This is a genomic window from Thioclava sp. PTB-PU3-1 (genome assembly GCF_055666785.1).
In genome coordinates, this window is record NZ_JBVNVL010000006.1 from 1 (window position 1) to 18,106 (window position 18,106).

General features: G+C 64.6%; 19 protein-coding genes. 4 read left to right on the forward strand and 15 right to left on the reverse strand.

All coding sequences use genetic code 11. From position 1 onward, the window contains the following. Positions 1–74: 74 nt before the first annotated feature. From ACZ7GB_RS15405 to ACZ7GB_RS15430, 6 genes are all read right to left on the reverse strand, one after another. Complete coding sequence (locus ACZ7GB_RS15405) at positions 75–1,463, reverse strand: IS1182 family transposase (RefSeq protein WP_472159379.1); 1,389 nt, start codon at positions 1,461–1,463, stop codon at positions 75–77. A 183-nt stretch (positions 1,464–1,646) separates the two neighbouring features. Further along, positions 1,647–2,951 (reverse strand): TRAP transporter large permease, encoded by a 1,305-nt coding sequence (locus ACZ7GB_RS15410; protein ID WP_472159380.1) that lies wholly within the window; start codon positions 2,949–2,951, stop codon positions 1,647–1,649. Next, on the reverse strand, positions 2,948–3,463 hold the full coding sequence (locus ACZ7GB_RS15415; protein ID WP_472159382.1) for a TRAP transporter small permease: 516 nt from the start codon (positions 3,461–3,463) through the stop codon (positions 2,948–2,950). The genes ACZ7GB_RS15410 and ACZ7GB_RS15415 overlap by 4 nt, the downstream gene beginning before the upstream one ends. Further along, the gene (locus tag ACZ7GB_RS15420) at positions 3,460–4,443 is read right to left on the reverse strand and encodes a TRAP transporter substrate-binding protein (RefSeq protein ID WP_472159383.1); all 984 of its coding nucleotides are present in this window, start codon (positions 4,441–4,443) and stop codon (positions 3,460–3,462) included. The genes ACZ7GB_RS15415 and ACZ7GB_RS15420 overlap by 4 nt, the downstream gene beginning before the upstream one ends. 134 nt (positions 4,444–4,577) lie before the next feature. After that, positions 4,578–5,741, reverse strand: a complete 1,164-nt coding sequence (locus ACZ7GB_RS15425) for a LysR family transcriptional regulator (RefSeq protein WP_472159385.1) — start codon at positions 5,739–5,741, stop codon at positions 4,578–4,580. Next, positions 5,738–6,619, reverse strand: a complete 882-nt coding sequence (locus tag ACZ7GB_RS15430) for an NAD(P)-dependent oxidoreductase (protein ID WP_472159387.1) — start codon at positions 6,617–6,619, stop codon at positions 5,738–5,740. Before ACZ7GB_RS15430 ends, ACZ7GB_RS15425 begins: the two co-directional genes overlap by 4 nt. Positions 6,620–6,775: 156 nt before the next feature. Here ACZ7GB_RS15430 and ACZ7GB_RS15435 point away from each other — a divergent pair, with 156 nt between their 5' ends. The 4 genes from ACZ7GB_RS15435 (at position 6,776) to ACZ7GB_RS15450 (ending at position 10,389) form a co-directional block, all read left to right on the forward strand. Then, positions 6,776–7,507: a PIG-L deacetylase family protein gene (locus ACZ7GB_RS15435; RefSeq protein ID WP_472159388.1), complete on the forward strand. Its 732-nt coding sequence runs from the start codon at positions 6,776–6,778 to the stop codon at positions 7,505–7,507. 93 nt (positions 7,508–7,600) lie between these two features. Next, positions 7,601–8,566: a VOC family protein gene (locus ACZ7GB_RS15440; RefSeq protein ID WP_472159390.1), complete on the forward strand. Its 966-nt coding sequence runs from the start codon at positions 7,601–7,603 to the stop codon at positions 8,564–8,566. Between the two features lie 10 nt (positions 8,567–8,576). After that, positions 8,577–9,248, forward strand: coding sequence for a 4-carboxy-4-hydroxy-2-oxoadipate aldolase/oxaloacetate decarboxylase (locus ACZ7GB_RS15445; RefSeq protein ID WP_472159391.1), 672 nt, complete (start codon positions 8,577–8,579; stop codon positions 9,246–9,248). An 82-nt stretch (positions 9,249–9,330) separates the two neighbouring features. Then, entirely contained in the window at positions 9,331–10,389 is a 1,059-nt protein-coding gene (locus ACZ7GB_RS15450) for a 4-oxalomesaconate tautomerase (RefSeq protein WP_472159392.1), read from the forward strand. A gap of 121 nt (positions 10,390–10,510) precedes the next feature. On the opposite strand, the gene ACZ7GB_RS15455 is transcribed toward ACZ7GB_RS15450, so the two are convergent. The 9 genes from ACZ7GB_RS15455 to ACZ7GB_RS15495 all read right to left on the reverse strand — a co-directional run bounded on the left by ACZ7GB_RS15455 (position 10,511) and on the right by ACZ7GB_RS15495 (position 17,981). Continuing rightward, positions 10,511–10,735, reverse strand: a complete 225-nt coding sequence (locus tag ACZ7GB_RS15455) for a DUF2798 domain-containing protein (RefSeq protein WP_078549597.1) — start codon at positions 10,733–10,735, stop codon at positions 10,511–10,513. A gap of 452 nt (positions 10,736–11,187) precedes the next feature. After that, on the reverse strand, positions 11,188–11,850 hold the full coding sequence (locus ACZ7GB_RS15460; RefSeq protein ID WP_472159394.1) for an NnrU family protein: 663 nt from the start codon (positions 11,848–11,850) through the stop codon (positions 11,188–11,190). Next, positions 11,847–13,046 (reverse strand): NnrS family protein, encoded by a 1,200-nt coding sequence (locus ACZ7GB_RS15465; protein WP_347430003.1) that lies wholly within the window; start codon positions 13,044–13,046, stop codon positions 11,847–11,849. Before ACZ7GB_RS15465 ends, ACZ7GB_RS15460 begins: the two co-directional genes overlap by 4 nt. A gap of 12 nt (positions 13,047–13,058) precedes the next feature. Beyond that, entirely contained in the window at positions 13,059–13,283 is a 225-nt protein-coding gene (locus tag ACZ7GB_RS15470) for an NnrT protein (RefSeq protein WP_078521634.1), read from the reverse strand. After that, positions 13,280–13,453: a protein NnrT gene (locus ACZ7GB_RS15475; protein WP_078542441.1), complete on the reverse strand. Its 174-nt coding sequence runs from the start codon at positions 13,451–13,453 to the stop codon at positions 13,280–13,282. Before ACZ7GB_RS15475 ends, ACZ7GB_RS15470 begins: the two co-directional genes overlap by 4 nt. Before the next feature lies 1 nt (position 13,454). Further along, positions 13,455–15,356: a nitric oxide reductase activation protein NorD gene (locus ACZ7GB_RS15480; RefSeq protein WP_472159397.1), complete on the reverse strand. Its 1,902-nt coding sequence runs from the start codon at positions 15,354–15,356 to the stop codon at positions 13,455–13,457. A gap of 10 nt (positions 15,357–15,366) precedes the next feature. Next, on the reverse strand, positions 15,367–16,170 hold the full coding sequence (locus ACZ7GB_RS15485) for a CbbQ/NirQ/NorQ/GpvN family protein (protein ID WP_371326881.1): 804 nt from the start codon (positions 16,168–16,170) through the stop codon (positions 15,367–15,369). Next, positions 16,167–17,516 carry a cbb3-type cytochrome c oxidase subunit I gene (locus tag ACZ7GB_RS15490; protein ID WP_347432093.1) on the reverse strand — a complete coding sequence of 450 codons (1,350 nt, stop codon included), beginning with the start codon at positions 17,514–17,516 and terminating at the stop codon, positions 16,167–16,169. Before ACZ7GB_RS15490 ends, ACZ7GB_RS15485 begins: the two co-directional genes overlap by 4 nt. A gap of 12 nt (positions 17,517–17,528) precedes the next feature. Continuing rightward, positions 17,529–17,981 (reverse strand): c-type cytochrome, encoded by a 453-nt coding sequence (locus ACZ7GB_RS15495; RefSeq protein WP_472159399.1) that lies wholly within the window; start codon positions 17,979–17,981, stop codon positions 17,529–17,531. Positions 17,982–18,106 lie beyond the last annotated feature (125 nt).

Sequence of the window (18,106 nt, forward strand, 5' to 3'; positions counted from 1 at the left end):
CCGCCGATTCTGTGGAAAAACACCCGTTCGCGATTGCAGAAATTGGAAGCTTTCGTGATGTGCGACTGCCTTTCCTATAAGGCTTTTCGCGGTTGCTGCGGTGCGGGAAGGATCTTTGCCAGCTTCCTGAGGTTCTGGGCGGTTGCGGCGAGGAGAAATTCGTCATTTGCGCCGCACGGGCCACGTAGTCGGAGGCGTCCGAGGCCAAGGATGCGTTTGAGGTGCGCGAAGAGCATCTCGACCTTCTTCCGGAGATTCATCGAGATCTCGTATTGCCTGGTCTTTGCGATGTCCCTGGCGACCTGGCGGGCGTCTTCGTGTTCCTCGCGGGTGATGGACCGGAAGTCCATGTTCGGGCAGCAGCGCTGCTTCGAAGGGCAGGCCTGACAGATGTGCTTCAAGCCGCGGTATTTGGCGACGCCCTTGCCGGTCGGTCCTCTGTTCGGGTCGGAATAGTTCCGGCGGAACTGCTTCAGCGTCTGGCCCTCTGGGCAGATGTATTGATTGTTTTCGGCGTCCCACTCGAAGTCGGCCCGGGTCCAGGTGCCATCGTTACGGCCCGACTTGTCCAAGACGGGGATGTGCGGCGCGATCTTGCGCTCTACCAGCCAACCCAGCATCGGCCCGGTGCCATAGGCGGTATCCGCGATCAGGCGTTCGGGATGCAAATCGAACTTGGCCTTCACCCGGTCCAGCATGGTGCGTGTCGAGCCGACCTCCGCCTGCCGGACCGACCGCGTCGCCTCGACATCCACAATGACGCCGTGATCCGTGTCGATCAGGTAGTTGTCTGAATAGCTAAAGAATGCCGGACCCTTGCGCGCTGCCGTCCACTGGCTGGCCGGGTCGGAATGCGAGGTGAACTTGGGCTGGACCTCGCTGGCGGCACCGAAGGCGGCCTCGTCCAGCGTCTCAAGATACTCGCGAACGGCGCGGGGCGCATCCGTCGGATCGATTTGCGAGGCGTCCCACTCTTCCTTCGGCGTCGAGTTCTGCTTGTTCGCCTCCGCCTCGATCAGGCTGGCATCGACCGCCATGCGCTGCCCGCTCACCAGGCCTTCCTCGATGCAGCGTGCGACCGTCATCTCGAACAGGTGGCGTAGCAGCTCGCTGTCACGAAACCGGCCATGGCGGTTCTTCGAAAAGGTGGAGTGATCCGGCACCCGGTCAGCAAGGTCGAGGCGGCAGAACCAGCGATACGCCAAGTTCAGATGCACCTCTTCGCAGAGGCGCCGCTCGGACCGGATGCCGGAGCAATAGCCGACCAGGAGCATGCGGATCAGCAGTTCGGGGTCGACAGACGGACGGCCCGTGTGGCTGTAGAAATCCGCAAGATGAGCACGGATGCCGCTCAGGTCGACGAACCGGTCGATGGATCGAAGCAGGTGATCTTGCGGAACATGATCCTCCAGCGAAAACTCGTAGAACAGCGCTGGCTGAGCTTCCTGCTTCGGTCCCATCATCGCCAATCCTCCCACCTGATGTCGGAATTGAATCAGCGCCACGCCCAGCAATCAAGCGCGAGTTTTTCAACGGAATACGCCCATCGCCGTCAGAGCGTCGCAGTTGGCCCTTCGCTGTCATTCATGTCCCGCGAGACCGATGTCCGCATTCAATTTTTTCTTTAACGATTGCCAGAAATCGCTTCACCCGAACATCGAATCGGGGATCAGCGTCGCAATCTGCGGGAAGATGATGATCAGCAGAAGTGCCAGGATCATCGCGAAGAGGAAGGGCAGCACGCCTTTGAAGACAGTCGTCATCGGCACGTCCTGCGCGACCCCTTTCACCACGAAGACGTTGAGCCCGACAGGCGGGGTGATCATCCCCATCTCGATCACGATCACCGCAACGACGCCGAACCAGATCGGGTCGAAGCCCAACTCCTGGATCACCGGGAAGACGATCGGGATCGTCACCACCAGCATCGACAGCCCGTCGAGGAACATGCCTAGCACCACATAGGCCGCGATGATCATGACGAGCGTCCCATAGGGCCCGAGGCCGAGCCCCACCATCGCATTGCCCAGCGTTTCCGGAATATGCGTGACCGCGAGGAAGGGGTTCAGCACATTCGCCCCGATCACGATCATATAGAGCATGGCCGAGGTCTTCAGCGTCTCCAGCACGGCGGATTTGAACCCCGTCCAGTCGATCGCACGCATCGCAATCGCCAGCAGCAGCACGAGACCCGCGCCGATGGCCGAGGCTTCGACCGGGGTGAAGACGCCTGCGTAGATACCGCCGATCGAGACCGCGATGATCCCCATCAGCGGGCCTGCGCGCCCCAGCAGACGAAATTTCTCGCCCGCGGATACCGGCTCGCCGCGCGGGCCGGCCTTGGGGTTCAGCGTCGCGATCAGCCAGATCGTCCCCATGAACAGCCCCATCAGCAGGAGCCCCGGCAGAATGCCCGCCATGAACAGCCGCCCGATCGATTCCTCGGTGAGGATCGCGTAGAGGACAAAGCCGGTCGAGGGCGGGATCAGGAAGCCCAAAGTGCCGCCTGCCGCGATCGCGCCGGTGGACAGCGCATCGCCGTAGCCCAGACGCTTCATCTCGGGCAAGGCGACCTTGCCGATGGTGACGGCGGTCGCGACCGACGAGCCCGACACCGCGGAGAACACCGCGCAGCCCAGCACCGAGGAGGAGGCGAGCCCGCCCTTGAACCGTCCGACCCATGCGAAGGCCGCGTCGTAAAGCGCGCGCGAGAACCCCGCGACCGAGGCGATATTGCCCAGCAGGATGAACATCGGCACGACGATCAGGTTGTAATTGGACACCGCCGAATAGCTCTCGGTCAGCATCACGGCGCCTGCCGCGCGGGTCCCTTCCAGAATCCACAGCCCGAAATAGCCCACCAGCAGCATGGCAAAGGCGACGGGCGTGCGCAGGATCATCAGCACGAAGAGCGCGCCGATCCCGGTCAAACCGGCTTCCAGAGGCGTCATGGACGGCCCTTTCCGATAGCGATGATGAGGAATTGCACTGCAAGCACGATCACGCAGAGGGTCATGCCGGCGGCGATGAAGGCGTAGAACGGCCAGAGCGGGATTCCGAGCATGTTGGTGGTGTCGCCGAATTCGCGCGCATCGAGCATCTTGAGCCACGCCCGCTGCACCAGCACGCTCAGCACCCAGGCCGATAGCGCGCGCGACATCAGGTCGCCGAGAAAGCGGCCCCAGCGGCCGATCACCCCGTCGAGCACATCGACCCGGACATGGCCCTCATAGGAGGTGCAATAGGGCAGAGCGAGCATCACCACACCCACCGAGGCCAGCTGCACCACCTCGTTGATCCCGAGGATCGGCATGGCAAGCGCATAGCGCGTGAAGACCCCGACAAAGACCAACCCCAGCACAAGCATCAGGAACATTCCCGACAGCGTGGCCAGCAGGAGGTTGGCCCGGTTGAACCATATCAACCAGGCCGGGAGCTTCGTATATTCGGAAGTGGCGCTCACTTGTCCGCCTTCAGCGTGTCGACGATTTTCTGTGCGTCGCCGCCGGTCTTTTCGACGACGTCGGAGACGATACCGGCCGAGAGCTCGTCAAAGGCTTTTGCCTCATCCGCACTCAGCTCGATAACTACTTTGCCCTCGGTATTCTTGAAGCCCTCGATGCCCTTCTGCGCAACGGCGAGCTGGCTTTGCTGACCGTGCATCGCGGTATCCTTGCCGGCGGCGTCGATCGCGGCCTTGTCTTCGTCGGAGAGCGAGGCGTAGGCGTCACGGTTCATCAGGATGAAGAAGGGCGAGTTCGTCGTCTTCATGCCCATCGTGATGTAATTGGCGACTTCGCCCAGCTTGAAAGCGTTGATGCCGGTGCCGTCGATCATCGCGCCGTCGATCACGCCGGTCTGCATCGCGTTGTAGATTTCCGAGACCGGCATCGAAACCGGCGTGCCACCCCAGGCTTCGACCAGCAGGCCGGTGTTGCGCGAGGGCACGCGGATCTTCATCCCCTTGAGGTCGTCGGGGCTGCGCACGGCCTTGTCGCGGGTGAACAGCAGGTTCTCCGCGCTCGACCACAGCGCCACCAGATGGGTGCGACGATATTCGGAGCTGAAGAGATCAAGATGCTTGTCGAGATCCGCAGTGCCGGTCTGTTCGTCCAGAACGCCCGGAAGCTCTGCCAGCAGCGTGAGCGGGAATTGCGACGCGGTATAGCCCGGCAGGGACACCGCGAATTCCGCGACGCCATCGACGACACGGCTATATTGCTCGACCGGGCCCGCGCCCAGCTCGCCGCCATTGTAGAGCTTCACCGTGACATCGCCATCGGTCTTGGCCGCGACCTCATCCGCGAAGGGCTGGAAGGTCGAGCCTACATAGGGATGCCCCGCCGGCATAAAGTTGGCGAATTTCATTTCCTCGGCCGATGCGCTGCCCGCAACGAGTGCTGCGCCCAGGGCCAAAGCCGCGACTTTGCTGCGAATGGTCATAATTTCCTCCCGGTGGATGGACGTGGCGAGGCTCTCCTCCACCCGTCACGTTTCATGCCTCTTCCATCGCGCGAGCGGGCCGGCATGACCAATAGAAACGATCCGATCAGGCATAAGGGGAGGCTATAGCCGCCTCAGGTCGAGCGGACCGCCATCAGCATCTGCGCCTGCGCGGGCGTAGGTTCCCAGCCGTCGCGAAGGGTCAGCCCGATGGGGCGGCGAGTGCCGCTGAAGTTGTCGGTAAGGACTTCGACGAGCCCGCGTTCGATCTCGCCCTCGGCTTGCGCGCGCGAGACGCAAGCGAGGTGGCGGCCGTCCTGCACCATTTCGCGCATCAAGATCACCGAGCCGGTCTCGATCAGCCCGTGCGGCAGGCTCGCCCCGGCATCGGCAAAGACGGCTTCGAACTGTGCGCGGGTCGGCGTGCCTTCGCGGGTCACGAGCCAGGGCCAATTGGCGAGTTCGTCCGCCGAGGGAAGCGGTTGGCCGAGAAGCGGATGATCGCGCCCCGCCAGGACGACCAGCGTGTCGTCGAAGAGTTTTTCCTGCACGATATCCCCGATCGGGGCCGGATCGCGCAGCGCGCCGATCAGGAAGTCGATCTCGCCGCGGCGCAGACCGCCGAGCAGCTCGTCATAGCTCCCTTCAAGCACCTTCACCGCCATGTTCGGGCGCGTCTTCCGGAAGGCCACGATGGCCTTCGGCAGGACATGACTGCGCGAAAGCGGCATGGCCCCGATCACGATCTGGCCGACCTCGCGTCCACTCAAATCTCCCAGTTCCGCGCGGGCCTGCTCCAGTTCGACAAAGGCCAGCCGCGCGATGCGCGCAAGATTGGCGCAGCCGCGCGTCGGCACGATCCCGAAGGGGCTGCGCTGAAACAGCGCGCGTCCCGCTTCTTTCTCGAGCTGGGTGATCGCGCGATGGACGGTGGGTTGGGAGACGCCCAAGCGTCGCGCGGCGAGCGAGAAGTTCTGCGCCTCCGCCGCCGCGATGAGCGCCTGCAATTGCGCGCGGGTCGCGGTGAGCTTCAGACGCGGCGCGAACTCGGTCAGTTGCGTATCGAGCGCGTCGAGCGCGCGCGAGGTCCGGTGGCGTAGCACCTCGCCCGCCTCGGTTGCGAACAGCCCGTGCGTCGTGCGGGTGAAGAGCGCGGTGCCCGCTTCCGCCTCGAGCTTGGCGATGGCCTGCGTGACGGCGGGCTGCGAGACGTGACAGAGCTCCGCCGCGCGGGTGATCGAGCCGCCTTCCGCAACCGCGAGGAACACCCGAAGGTGGCGAAGGTTGGCGTCGATCATAGTCGCTCCAAGATCTCCCGCGCGCGGGTATCGAGGTCACCGTCGCGCCCTTTCAGCCCCATCTCGCCGATCCGATCATGCCATTCGGATACCGCCGCGGTCAGGTCTGAGGGAAGCCCCAGCCCGTCGAGTGTGCGCACCACTTCGCGCATCTCCGCTGCACGGCGAATGCCATGCTCCATCATCCGCTCGAGGTTATAGGCGGCGCGGCTGTCCCAGCTCATTTCAGGGTTGGATGCCATGAGCGACCCAAGCACTTCGTCCGCGACACCCGCCTTACGTGCAGCGAGAAAGCACTCCGCCGTCAGCGCCTCCAACCCCTTGATCATCACCGAGCGGATCATCTTGATCGAGGAGGCGGATCCGACCTGATCGTCGATCCATCGCGCTTCCATGTCGAGCCTGTCGAGCCAGGAAAGTGCTTCCGTGGCACCCGGGCCAGAGAGCAAAAGCGGTGTGCGATGCAGCTTCGGATGAACAGGCGACATGACCGCGACATCGACATATATGCCGCCGGCCTCGGCAATCACCTCCGCCGCCGCGCGCTTGCTTTCGGGCGCGCAGGAATTGCAGTCGAGCCAAAGCGCCCCGTTCGGCAGGTGGGGGGCGCATTCCCGCGCCGCCGTCACCGCCTGATCCGCCGTGACGAGGCAAAACACCGCTTTCGCATGGGTCAACGCCTCTGCCCGGTTCGCCGCCGGATGCAGGCCGAGCGCCGTGGCGGCCTCCCGGATCGGTGCGGCGGTCTCGGGCGTATCGAGCTTGAGGTCATAGCAGGTTGCACGCGCGCAGGTTTCGCGCCCCCAACCCGTGGCGAAGGCGCGCCCCGCCTCGCCGAAGCCGATCACCGCGATTTCCTGCATCGAATTTTCCTTCATGCGCAAAGCCCTCCCTGCTTGGGGGATATCTCGCGCAAACGGGTCCGAATTCAAAGTCAGTATAGCCTTAGCTTATACCCGGGCAAGGCTTTCCAATTTGCGATTTTCGCGCCGTCGCGCCTTATCTCGGGCCAACGCATTTCTCGAGAGGTTCCCATGTCGGAGAAGAAAACCGCCCTCGTCATTTCCGCCCATGCCGCCGATTTCGTCTGGCGTTGCGGCGGTGCAATCGCGCTGCATGCCGAGATGGGTTACAAGGTGACGGTCGCCTGCCTGTCCTTTGGTGAGCGCGGCGAGAGCGCGCGGCTCTGGAAGGAAGGTAAATCGCTTCAGGAGGTCAAGGACATCCGCCACGCGGAGGCCGATGCCGCGGCCAAGGCGCTTGGCGTGCATGAGCTGCTGACCTTCGATCTGGGCGACTATCCCCTGCATCTGAGCCAAGACGACAAGATGAAGCTGGTGGACGTGATCCGGAAGGTTCAGCCGCGCTTCATGCTGAGCCATTCGCAATACGACCCCTATAACACCGACCACATGTATACGATGCAGATCGCGCTTGAGGCGCGGATGATCGCGCAGGCCTGGGGGCACAATCCGGGCGAGAAGGTGCTCGGCGCGCCGCAGCTTTACCTGTTTGAGCCGCACCAGACCGAGCAGATGGGCTGGAAGCCCGACACCTTCCTCGACATCACCCCCGTCTGGGACAAGAAGCGCGCCGCGATGGAATGCATGAACGGGCAGGTCCACCTGTGGGAGTATTACACCCGGGTCGCCCAGCAGCGCGCGAACCACTTCAAGCGGAATTCCGGCGGCCAGTCGGGCGGGCGCGATTGCAAATATGCCGAAGGGTTCCAGTCGATCTTCCCGCGCCCGGTCGACGAGTTGTGAGGTTTTTGCCCCGGCCCGGGCACACGGGCCGACACGGTATCAATGCCACGCGCTGCCAATGCCTTGCCGGGCGGGCGTGAGAGGAGGAAGACGATGAGCCAACCCCAAGAGCCCTGTTACGACATCGCCCATCTGGGCCATGTCGAGATGCTGACCGACAAGTTCGAAGAGAGCCTCGATTTCTTCACCCGGGTTTACGGGCTGACCGTCTCGGGACAGGACGAGACCTCGGCCTATCTGCGCGCTTGGGACGATTACGAATTCGCCACCCTCAAACTCACCCGCTCCGACACGACCGGCGTCGGCCATATCGGCTATCGCGCCAGTTCGCAGGCCGCGCTGGAACGCCGTGTCGCCGCGATCGAGGGGTCTGATTTCAAGGTGATCGGCTGGAACGACGGCGATCTGAGCCACGGACGCGCTTTCCGCTTCGAAGACCCGTTCGGCCATGTCTTCGAGATCTATTTCGACACGGTGAAATACCAGCATGGCGAAGCAGACAAGCCCGCGCTGAAGAACAACGCTTCGCGCTTCCACCATACCGGCGCGGCCCCTCGCAGACTCGATCACCTGAACCTGCTGTCCGAGGACGTGACCGAATTCCGGCGCTTCATGGAGACCTGTCTCGGCTCGCGCGTGACCGAGATGATCCAACTCGACAACGGGCGACTGGGCGGCTGCTGGTTCACCGTGAACAACAAGGGTTACGACCTCGCCTGCACCGAGGAGCATGGCGGCGGTAAGGGCCGATTCCACCATGTCACCTACGCCGCCGATCAGCGCGAGGACATCCTGCGCGCCGCCGACATCTTCCTCGAGAACGGCGTCCATATCGAGACCGGCCCGCATAAGCACGCGATCCAGAACACGTTCTTCCTCTATGTCTGGGAGCCCGCCGGGAACCGTGTCGAGATCGCAAATGCCGGCGCGCGGCTGATCCTCGATCCTGACTGGGAGCCAATCGTCTGGACCGAAGCCGACCGCAAGAAGGGGCAGGCCTGGGGCCTCAAGACGATCGAGACCTTCCACACCCACGGCACCCCGCCGGTCAAGAAATAAGGAGAGGCGAATGCCCGTTGTTGTTCAGAACATCGCCCGCGCCGATCAGGCGGTCATCGACGCGCTCGGCGAGGCTGGCGTGGCTACCGTTCACGAAGCGCAGGGCCGCATCGGCTGCTTGCACAGCTACATGCGCCCGATCTATCCGGGCGCGCGCATCGCGGGCTCGGCAGTCACCATCTCCGCACCGCCGGGTGACAATTGGATGATCCATGTCGCGATCGAGCAGTTGCAGGCAGGCGATGTGCTGGTGCTGGCACCGACCTCGCCCTGCGATAACGGCTATTTCGGCGATCTTCTGGCCACTTCGGCGCAAGCGCGCGGCTGTCGCGGGCTGATCATCGACGGTGGCGTGCGAGACGTGCGCGATCTCAAGGAAATGGATTTCCCGGTCTGGTCGAAGGCGATCTCCGCGCAAGGCACCGTCAAGGAGACGCTCGGATCGGTCAACGTCCCGATCGTCTGCGCCGGACAAACGATCGAGGCAGGCGATATCGTCGTGGCCGATGATGATGGCGTCTGCGTCGTCAAACGTGTCGATGCCGAGGTCGTCCTTGCCGCAACGCAAAAGCGTCTCGACGCGGAAGAGGCCAAGCGCAAGCGTCTTGCGGCGGGCGAGCTCGGGCTCGACATTTACGACATGCGCCCGCGGCTCGAGGCGAAGGGGCTGAAATACGTCTGAGCGGGGCCGGGGGCGCTGCCCCCTCTTCGCGTTCCGCGAATTCACCCCCGGGATATTTGGACCAAGTCGAAGGGAGACCGATATGAGCGACGAGGGTATTCCCTGCCTGTGGATGCGGGGCGGCACGTCGAAAGGCGCGTATTTCCTCGCCGCCGATCTGCCTTCTGATCCTGCGGCCCGCGACGATCTCTTGCTGCGGATCATGGGCTCTCCCGATCCCAACCAGATCGACGGGATCGGCGGTGCCGATCCGCTGACCTCGAAGGTTGCGGTGCTCTCACCGTCCACGCGCAACGATGCCGATGTCGATTACCTTTTCCTGCAGGTCTTTGTCGATCGTGCGCTGGTGTCGGATGCTCAGGCCTGCGGCAACATCCTCGCCGGGGTCGGGCCGGCGGCGATAGAGCGCGGATTGGTTGCGGCGACAGAGGGCGAGACGCAGGTGCGCATCCACATGGTGAACACCGGAGAAGTGGCGGTCGCGACGATCCAGACGCCGGTCGGTCGCGTGCGCTACGAAGGTGATGCGGCGATCGACGGCGTGCCCGGCACGGCCGCTCCAGTGCCGCTGATGTTCGAAGGGCTCGCGGGCTCGATGTGCGGTGCGCTGTTGCCGACGGGGCGCACATGTGACACGGTGCGGGGCATCGACTGCACGCTGATTGATAACGGAATGCCCGTCGTGGTGATGCGCGCCTCCGATTTCGGTCTGACGGGCGAGGAAAGCCGCGACGAGATCGAGGCTATGGAAGAGGTTAAAGTGCGGATCGAGGCGATCCGCCGAGAAGTTGGCCCGATGATGAACCTTGGTGATGTCACCGAGAAATCCGTGCCGAAGATGACGCTGGTTTCGACTCCCCGAAAAGGAGGCGCGATTTCGACCCGCAGCCTCATCCCGCATCGCGTCCACGCGACGATCGGGGTTTTCGCGGCCGTGTCGGTCGCGACCGCTTGCACGTTGGAGGGCTCGCCAGCCGCGGAGCTCGCAATATTGCCTGCCGGTGGCAGCTTCAGAATCGAACACCCTACAGGCGCGGCAGAGGTTTTGATTGCACAGGATGAGACCGGACGCGTTACCAATGCAGGCACATTGCGCACGGCGCGCAAGTTGATGGACGGTCGGGTCTTTCCGAGGTTTTAGCCGCACAAACTTTTACGCGCATAAGTGCGCCGAAATCTTGCTTTGGTCTGAATGATCTCTGAACAGGGGCCGAGTTTCATGCACCGGCGCCAAAACCCCGGTGCATGTTCTCAGCTTGAGTCTAAGCTCTCTCTGCCGTCGCACGGTTCGCCAACGCGAAGGCCAAAGGGGTGGTGACTTGCGTGAAGATGAAGGCGATTGGCCACGCGATGAGCGCCTGCCGCGGCCAGTTCGCGAGCCATTCCGCAGTCGGCCCAATGGCGATGAGGGACATGGTGCCAGACATCAGGAAAGCCATCATGAAGGTGATCAGTAATTGCGCAAGAATGAGAGTCTTTCGTTTCATTTCCGTCTTTTCCAAGTTGTGGTCGGACGGGGCAGACGCAACTCCCCCGACACCGACCAATGATAGGTCGATGCCGCGGGTTCGCAGACTGGTGCGACTGGATCTCTGTTTGACAGAGGGCCGGAATAACCACACCGGCCTCGAAATCTTCTCGGCTCATGTGAGATACTACTGCAGATCACGCCCCGCAAGCCCAGCGAGAGTTCTTCTCGAAGCGATCAATACTCTTTATGTATCTGATCCAAGACGTTGCTGCGTTCTGGAATACGGCGAAAGACTCTCGTCCAGCGCGCAACGCGTATCGGCTGGCCGCACTTATAGTTTGACTATCAGCTGACAGCCCGAACCGGACGGCAGTGCCAAGCGCAACGAATGTCCGCTTCCCGTCATGGAAACTGATGGGGAGTGTCAGCCTTCACGGTCATCCTCGAGGCTTTCGAAACGCGCGCACTCTAAACCAAAGCGACCCCTGCGAAAAATTCATGCAGATGCAGCAGCGCCATGTAAGCCACGAGGCCCAGCCCAGCCCGGCCGAGATCGGCCAGCGTGAGCCCTGCAAAGGCGGGAGCCGCTTTCGTCCGGCGCAGCGTTTGGGTCCAGACCTCCGGCCCCATCTCCCGGCGGCGCTTGCGGTCGATCAGTCGCATCCCGAGCAGGGCGAAGCCGCCAAGTGCGCCGAACAGCAGCACATGCGCCAGATCGCCGTTCGGCAGAAGGTGCAACCCGGCCCAGCTCGCGAGGCCCAGCAGCATCGGGTGGCGCGTGAGGCGCACGGGGCCGGGGCGCACGGGGTCGAAGCTCTTGCGACGACTGCCGCCGAAGGAGAACGGGTTCGGGTGGCCGAGCGCGACGGCGAACCATATGCAGACCAGCGCCATCCCGGCCCGGGTCGCCTCCATCGCCCAAAGGGTGGGCGGCCAGAGGTAGATCGGGTCCGGCCATGCGGCGGCGCGGATCAGGATCAGCAGCATCGCCGCGGAGAGAGCCGAATAGCCAAGGGTGAAACCGGACGCGCCGAGCGCCGCCACCAGCCGCGCCTTCACCGACGGACGCGTCGGGATCGAATGCGTCGCGAGGAAGGCCGCGAACACCCCGCCATAAGCCAGCCACATCATTGCGCCCTCCGTCTGGGTTGCCACAGCACCGGAGCATAGAGGATAGCGAAGCCGAGGAAAGCCGCGCACCAAGCCACGCCGGAGACCGAATAAAGCGCGCTCAGGCCAAGCCATCCCGCGAGGAGCCGCGCGACCATTCCGACGAAAAGGGCGGCATAGACCGCGACGGTTCCGGGGCTGGCCTCCAACGGGCGGCCGGTATGGCCAAGCGAGGCACGGCTCATCACCGCCAGCGTCATTCCGCCAAGTGCGCCCGCCGTCCACAGATGCAGCGCCGTGGCCGGAGTGAGGGCGGCGGGGAACAGGATCGCAAAGCCAAGCGCCAGCGCACCGAGCGGCAGGCAGATATAGGCCAGATGCAGCACGAACAGGATCGGCGCGCGCAGCGTCAGCCCGCCTTTCCAGCGCCAGAGCCGCGCGAGATGCAGCAGCCCGGTCGCGAGCAGCAGCGCCGCGGTCAGTTGCGCCTCGGGCAGCGCAACCCAAGCCAGCAGTGCCGCGCCCGCAGTGACCATCGCGATTTTGTCGAAGCGTTGCATCGGCGGGGCAGGGCGCGCCGGATGGTTCTCCTTGACCAGCCAGTTGCGCGTGAAGGACGGAATGATCCGCCCCCCGATCAGCGCGACCATCATCAGCACCGCGGCAAGGCCGAGCCGCATCCCGATACCTGCTGCTGCATAGCCGCCCTGCGCGGCTTCTATCAGGAACAGAAGGTCCGCGAGGGTGAAGACGCTCAGCAATCCCAGCACCGGCAGGTTGCGCCAGTTCTTCCCTGCCACGATCTCACGCAGCACGACGCCGCCAAGCGCGAGCGGGAAGGCGAGATCGACGCTCGCGACCAATGCGAAGGGCAGATGCGCCGAGGCGAGCAGCCCCAGCCGCCCGAGCGCCCAGAGCGTGAAGAGGCCAAGGAGCGGCCAGCCCACGACCGGCAGCCGCCCGGTCCAGTTCGGCACCGCCGTCAGCAGAAAGCCCGCAATCGCCGCGCCAAGATAGCCGAAGAGAAAGGCATGGGCGTGCCAGCTGACCGGGTCGAGCCGCGTCGGCAGCGCGATCAGCCCAGTCAGTGCCGGCACCCAGAGCGCCATCGCCAGTGCGGCCCAGACGGCCCCGAAAAAGAAGAACGGGCGAAACCCGCCCGACAGCAGCGCCGGGCCCTGCCAGCGGCGCATCTGCTCTGCGGAAGATAGGGCCATGATCGGCTCCTTTCAGCTTTCGGCGGCGTCCATCAGCCGCCGGATGTGACATGCGAAGGCGTAGGTCGCAGGCACGGCGACCACCGCACCCAGACCCAGCGAGACGACCGGAGTCGCAACCGGCAGCCCGACCCACGATCCGATGAGCGAGGCGAAGAACACGTTGACCGCGAAGGCGCCCCAGCCGAATGGGTAGAGCAGCAGCGCGATCCGGGCGGGGGACCAGCGCGCGCTCATCGCCGGGCGACCACCCGCGCCACCACCGCCAGTGCCGCGACGAGCGCGAGCGCTGCCAGCGCGAACCAGAACTCGGCTGTGGCCGATTGCGCTTGCGGGATCGGGCGCTCGAAGCTTGCGGCTTGTGCAGCGGCCGGGGCGAGGGCGAGAAGAAGGGTCAGTTTGCGCATGTCAGGTCTCCTGTGTGAGCGAGCGGTAAATGTCGGGCAGGGCGCGCAGCAGCCGCTCGGGCCGGGGCAGCAGGGTGAAGCCGCCGCGCCCGAAGATCCGTGCGAACCAGTCCTGCCCGTCCTCGTCGATGATGACGCCGTGCAGGCTCTGGCCCGCGCGGCGGGCTTCGCGCACGGCCATGTGGCTGTCCTCGATGCCGTGCTGGCCTTCGTAGTGGTCCAGATCGTTGGGCTTGCCGTCGGTCAGCACGATCAGCAGCTTGCGGCTCGCGCTCTCCTGCGCGAGCTGCGCCGAGACGTGGCGGATCGCGGTGCCGAGGCGCGTGTAATGGCCCGGGCGCAGCGCCGCGATATTGCTGTGGATCGGCGGCGCCATCGGCGCCTCGAAGCCTTTCACCCGTGTCAGAAAAACCCGGTCGCGCTTCAGTGAAGAGAAACCCCAGATCGCGAAGCGATCGCCTGCCGCATCCAGCCCCTCGGCCAGCGCGGACATCGCCTCGCGTGCGATGTCGATCACGCAGCTTTCGCCGATCGCGGCCTCGGTGGAGCGCGAGGTGTCGATCAGGAAGGCGACGGCGAGGTCGCGCTCGACCTTGCGCAGGCTCTGCCAGATCCGGTCGCTGCCCCGCCCGGTCGCGGCGAGATCGGCGCGACTGGCGATGACTGCGTCGAGATCCAGCTCGGTCCCGTCGATCTGGCGCGGGCGCAGGATGCGGCGCGGTTGCAGCGCCTCGAACTGGCGGCGCACGGCGCGGATATAGCGCGGATCGGCGCGGAAGGTTTGCTTGGCCTCGGGCCGGGCGGGCGCATCGAGCACCCGGCAATGGCCCTCCATATAGGCGCGGCTACGGTGGTTCCATTCGGGGTAGACATGCTCGCCTGCCAGCGCCTCGTGCTCCGCCTCGGCGGGCGAGAGGTCGAGATGCAGCCGCAGCCGCGTCGCGGCTTTGCGGTCGTGGCGGGTCAGGGTGATCTGGTCCTGATCCTCGGCGGCCTTGGCGGCGTTCTCCTCGTCATCGTCGTCGACCGAGCGATTGACGTTGAGCGCTTCGACCCAGGACAGGATCGACTCGAAGCGGTGGATGATGAAGCTGTCGCGGCGGCGCGCCTGATCGAGATCGCGGCGTTCGCCATGCTTGCGCTGCGTGCTGGCCAGCGCGGTCGGGGCGGAGGCCGGGGCATCGGCCTCTTCCGAGGCGGCGCTGCGGCCTGCGGTATTCGGAGCAAATCGCAGCCAGATCGGCACCGGGGCGAGCGGCATGTAACCGCGCGCGCTCTCCGCCGTCTCGGGCAGCGGGGCGCGGGTGCCGTCGGCCGAGAGCTGGTCGCAAAGCGCCGCTTCCAGCGCGGCCTCTGCCGCCGGGCGCGACAATCGGCGTCGACCTGCGAGGGTGAGCGCCGCCATCTCGCGGTAGGGCGCGCGCAGCCCGATGCAGCGGCGATAGGTCAGATCGCAGGCCCGCGCATTGGCGCGGATCTGCGCGCAATCCATCGCCGGGCCGTCGGTCTCTGGAAGCTCGGGCATCGCGTCGCGGCTGAGCGCCGCCAGCGCCGTCAGCCAGAAATAGGCGGCACGGTTGAGATCAGACCGGGGGAAGACATCCATCACCGGCGGCAGGCGCAGCCGCGCGCCGTCGAAGCGCGCGACGCGCTCTGTCTCGCGCCCGGCGCCAAGGCGGCGCCGGGCGGGTTGGCGGTGACGGACCGGCGTGACCGGGGCCTCGACGATCTCGACATCCGCGCCACCACCAAGCGCGCGCAGCAGCAGCGCGAGCGAGGGGCGCAGCGCAGCCAGCTCCACCGCGGCGTCGGGATGGCGATCGTCCTGCCCGATATCCTTGGCCAGATCGTGCCAGATCTCGCCCACGGTTTCCTCGGGCTCCATCAGGTCCATCAGTCTCATGACGTGCTCCTCAGCCGTAGATCGTGGCGATCAGGTCGCGCAGCGCCTGCTGCACATCCGGCTCGTCGCTGAGCGCCTGAACCACGGCGGTCTCCAGCGCCTCTTCGATCGCGATGCCCGCGCCGATCAGCCGCGCGGCATAGACCAGAAGCCGGGTCGAGACGCCTTCCTCCAGATCCATGCCCGAGAGCTTGCGGATATGCCCGGCGAGGCGCACCAGCGGCACCACCTGCGCGACCGGCAGGCCGGTCTCGGCGGTGATCACGCGGGTCTCCGCCTCGGGTTCGGGGAAGTCGAAGGCGATCGAGAGGAACCGCTGTCGGGTCGAGGGTTTGAGCCGTTTGAGCACGCTCTGATAGCCTGGGTTGTAGGAGGCCACGAGCATGAAGCCTTCGGGGGCCACCAGCTCCTCGCCGGTGCGGTCGATGATCAGACGGCGGCGCGAGTCGGTGAGCGGGTGCAGCACCACGGTGACGTCCTTGCGCGCCTCCACCACCTCGTCGAGATAGCAGATCGCCCCTTCGCGCACCGCGCGGGTGAGCGGCCCGTCGACCCATTCGGTCTCGCCGCCCTTGAGCAGGTAACGCCCGATCAGGTCCGCTGCCGAGAGGTCGTCATGGCAGGCGACGGTGTAGACCGGCTTGTTCAGCCGCGCCGCCATATGCTCGACGAAGCGGGTTTTGCCGCAGCCGGTCGGCCCCTTCAGAAGAAGGGGCAAACCGTTGTCATGGGCGCGCTCGAACAGGGCGCATTCGCGACCGGTGGGGTGGTAGTAGGGGATGCGGTCGTTGGTCATGTCGAGGGACATCGTCATTCTCCTGCCACGGGGGTTGCGGGACCGGGTGCGATGACTTCACGCCGACGCACCACGACGAGGGAGTAGATGAACAGAAGCGCCCCGAGCACGACCGCCGCCCCTGCGCCGAAGCGCATCAGGTAGAAGATCGACAGGCTGTCTTGCACATCCATGTAGTAGTCGCCCACAACCCGCTGCATGTGGGTCTGGATCGTGCCTGCGAAGGTCAGCACGAAGGTCATGAAGGCCATGCCCCCGGTCATCAGCCAGAACGCCCCCATGTTGAGCACTTGGTTGTAGGGATCGCGCCCGCGCAGCATCGGCATCGCATAGGTGAAGACCGCGAGGTTGAGCGCGACATAGGCCCCGTAGAAGGCGAGGTGGCCGTGCGCGGCGGTGATCTGCGTGCCGTGGGAGTAGAAGTTCACCCCGTGAAGCGTGTGCAGGAAGCCCCAGACGCCTGCGCCGAAGAAGGCCACGGTCGATGAGCCCAGCGACCACAGGAGTGCTGCCTTGTTGGGGTGGTTCTTGCGGCCCTTCCAGACCATCACGAAGGCGAAGGACATCATCAGGAAGAACGGGATCACCTCGAAGGTCGAGAAGATGGAGCCCACCCATTGCCAGTAGCCCGGCGTGCCGATCCAGTAGAAGTGGTGCCCGGTGCCGAGGATGCCGGAGAACAGCGCGGTGGCGACGATGACATAGAGCCATTTCTCGACCACCTCGCGGTCGACGCCGGTCAGCTTGAGCATCAGGAAGCCGAGGATCGCGGCCATTACCAGCTCCCACGTCGCCTCGACCCAGAGGTGCACGACCATCCACCAGTACATCTTGTCGAGTGATAGGTTGTCGGGATTGATGAAGGCGAAAATCCACAGCAGGCACAGCAGCCAAAGGCCCATCAGCAGCACATTGGTGATCGCGGTCTTGCGTCCCGCCAGCACCGTCAGCGAGATGTTGATCAGGAAGATCACGGCGGCGACGAGGATGCCGAACTTCACCCAGAGGGGCTGTTCGAGGAACTCGCGCCCACCATGGATCCCGACGAGATAGGAGCCGACCGCGCCCAGCGTCCCGATCATCAGGATCGCGAGTTGCAGATAGGCGAGCTTGACCGAGAAGATCTCGCGCTCGCTTTCCTCGGGCACGAGAAAATAGGCCGCACCGAAGAAGCCCAGCAACAGCCAGACGATCAGCGCATTGGTGTGGATCATCCGGATCACGTTGAAGGGCAGGACCTCGGACAGCGTGTTGGGCGAGACGTAGATCCAGCCGGCCAGAAGACCGCCCAGAACCTGCACGCCGAACAGCAGCATCGCGCAGTAGAAATAGGCTTTCGCCACAGATTGGGATTGGTATTTCATCGGTCTCTCTCCTCAGCCCGCATCATTGGGCGGCCAGCCCTGCGTGTCGGTGTGATCGGCCCAGCGGAGGAATTCCGCGAGCGCGCGCATGTCCTCTTCGTTGATGTCGAAATGCGGCATCTGGCGGCGGCCCTCGATGCCGGAGGGCTGCGCCGCGATCCAGGCGTCGAGCGTCTCGTAAGCGCCCTGCGGGTCGTCCGCGACGCCCCAGCGGGTCATCACGTTGCCGACCTCGGGCGCGAAATAGGCGCCTTCGCCATGCAGGGTGTGGCAGTTGATGCAGGAATTGCGTTCCCAGACGCCCTTGCCGCGCGCGACCTGTTCGGTCAGCGGGGCGGAGGCGGTGGAGTGGTTCACGATATAGAAGTGGCTCTGCGCGGTCAGTGCGATGAACACCAGCACGAAGAAAATGGATCCTCCGTAAAAGATGTTTCGCGCCCGCGACTTGGTCAGGATTTCAGCCATTTGGGCCTCCCTTGGGGGTCAATCGATGGCCCGAGGGATAGCGGCGTTCGCAGTTGGGAAGTTTGCGCCAGCACAACGTTTGACTGGATTGCCGGGATTAGCTTGGTCGGCAGAGAGGTCCCGCC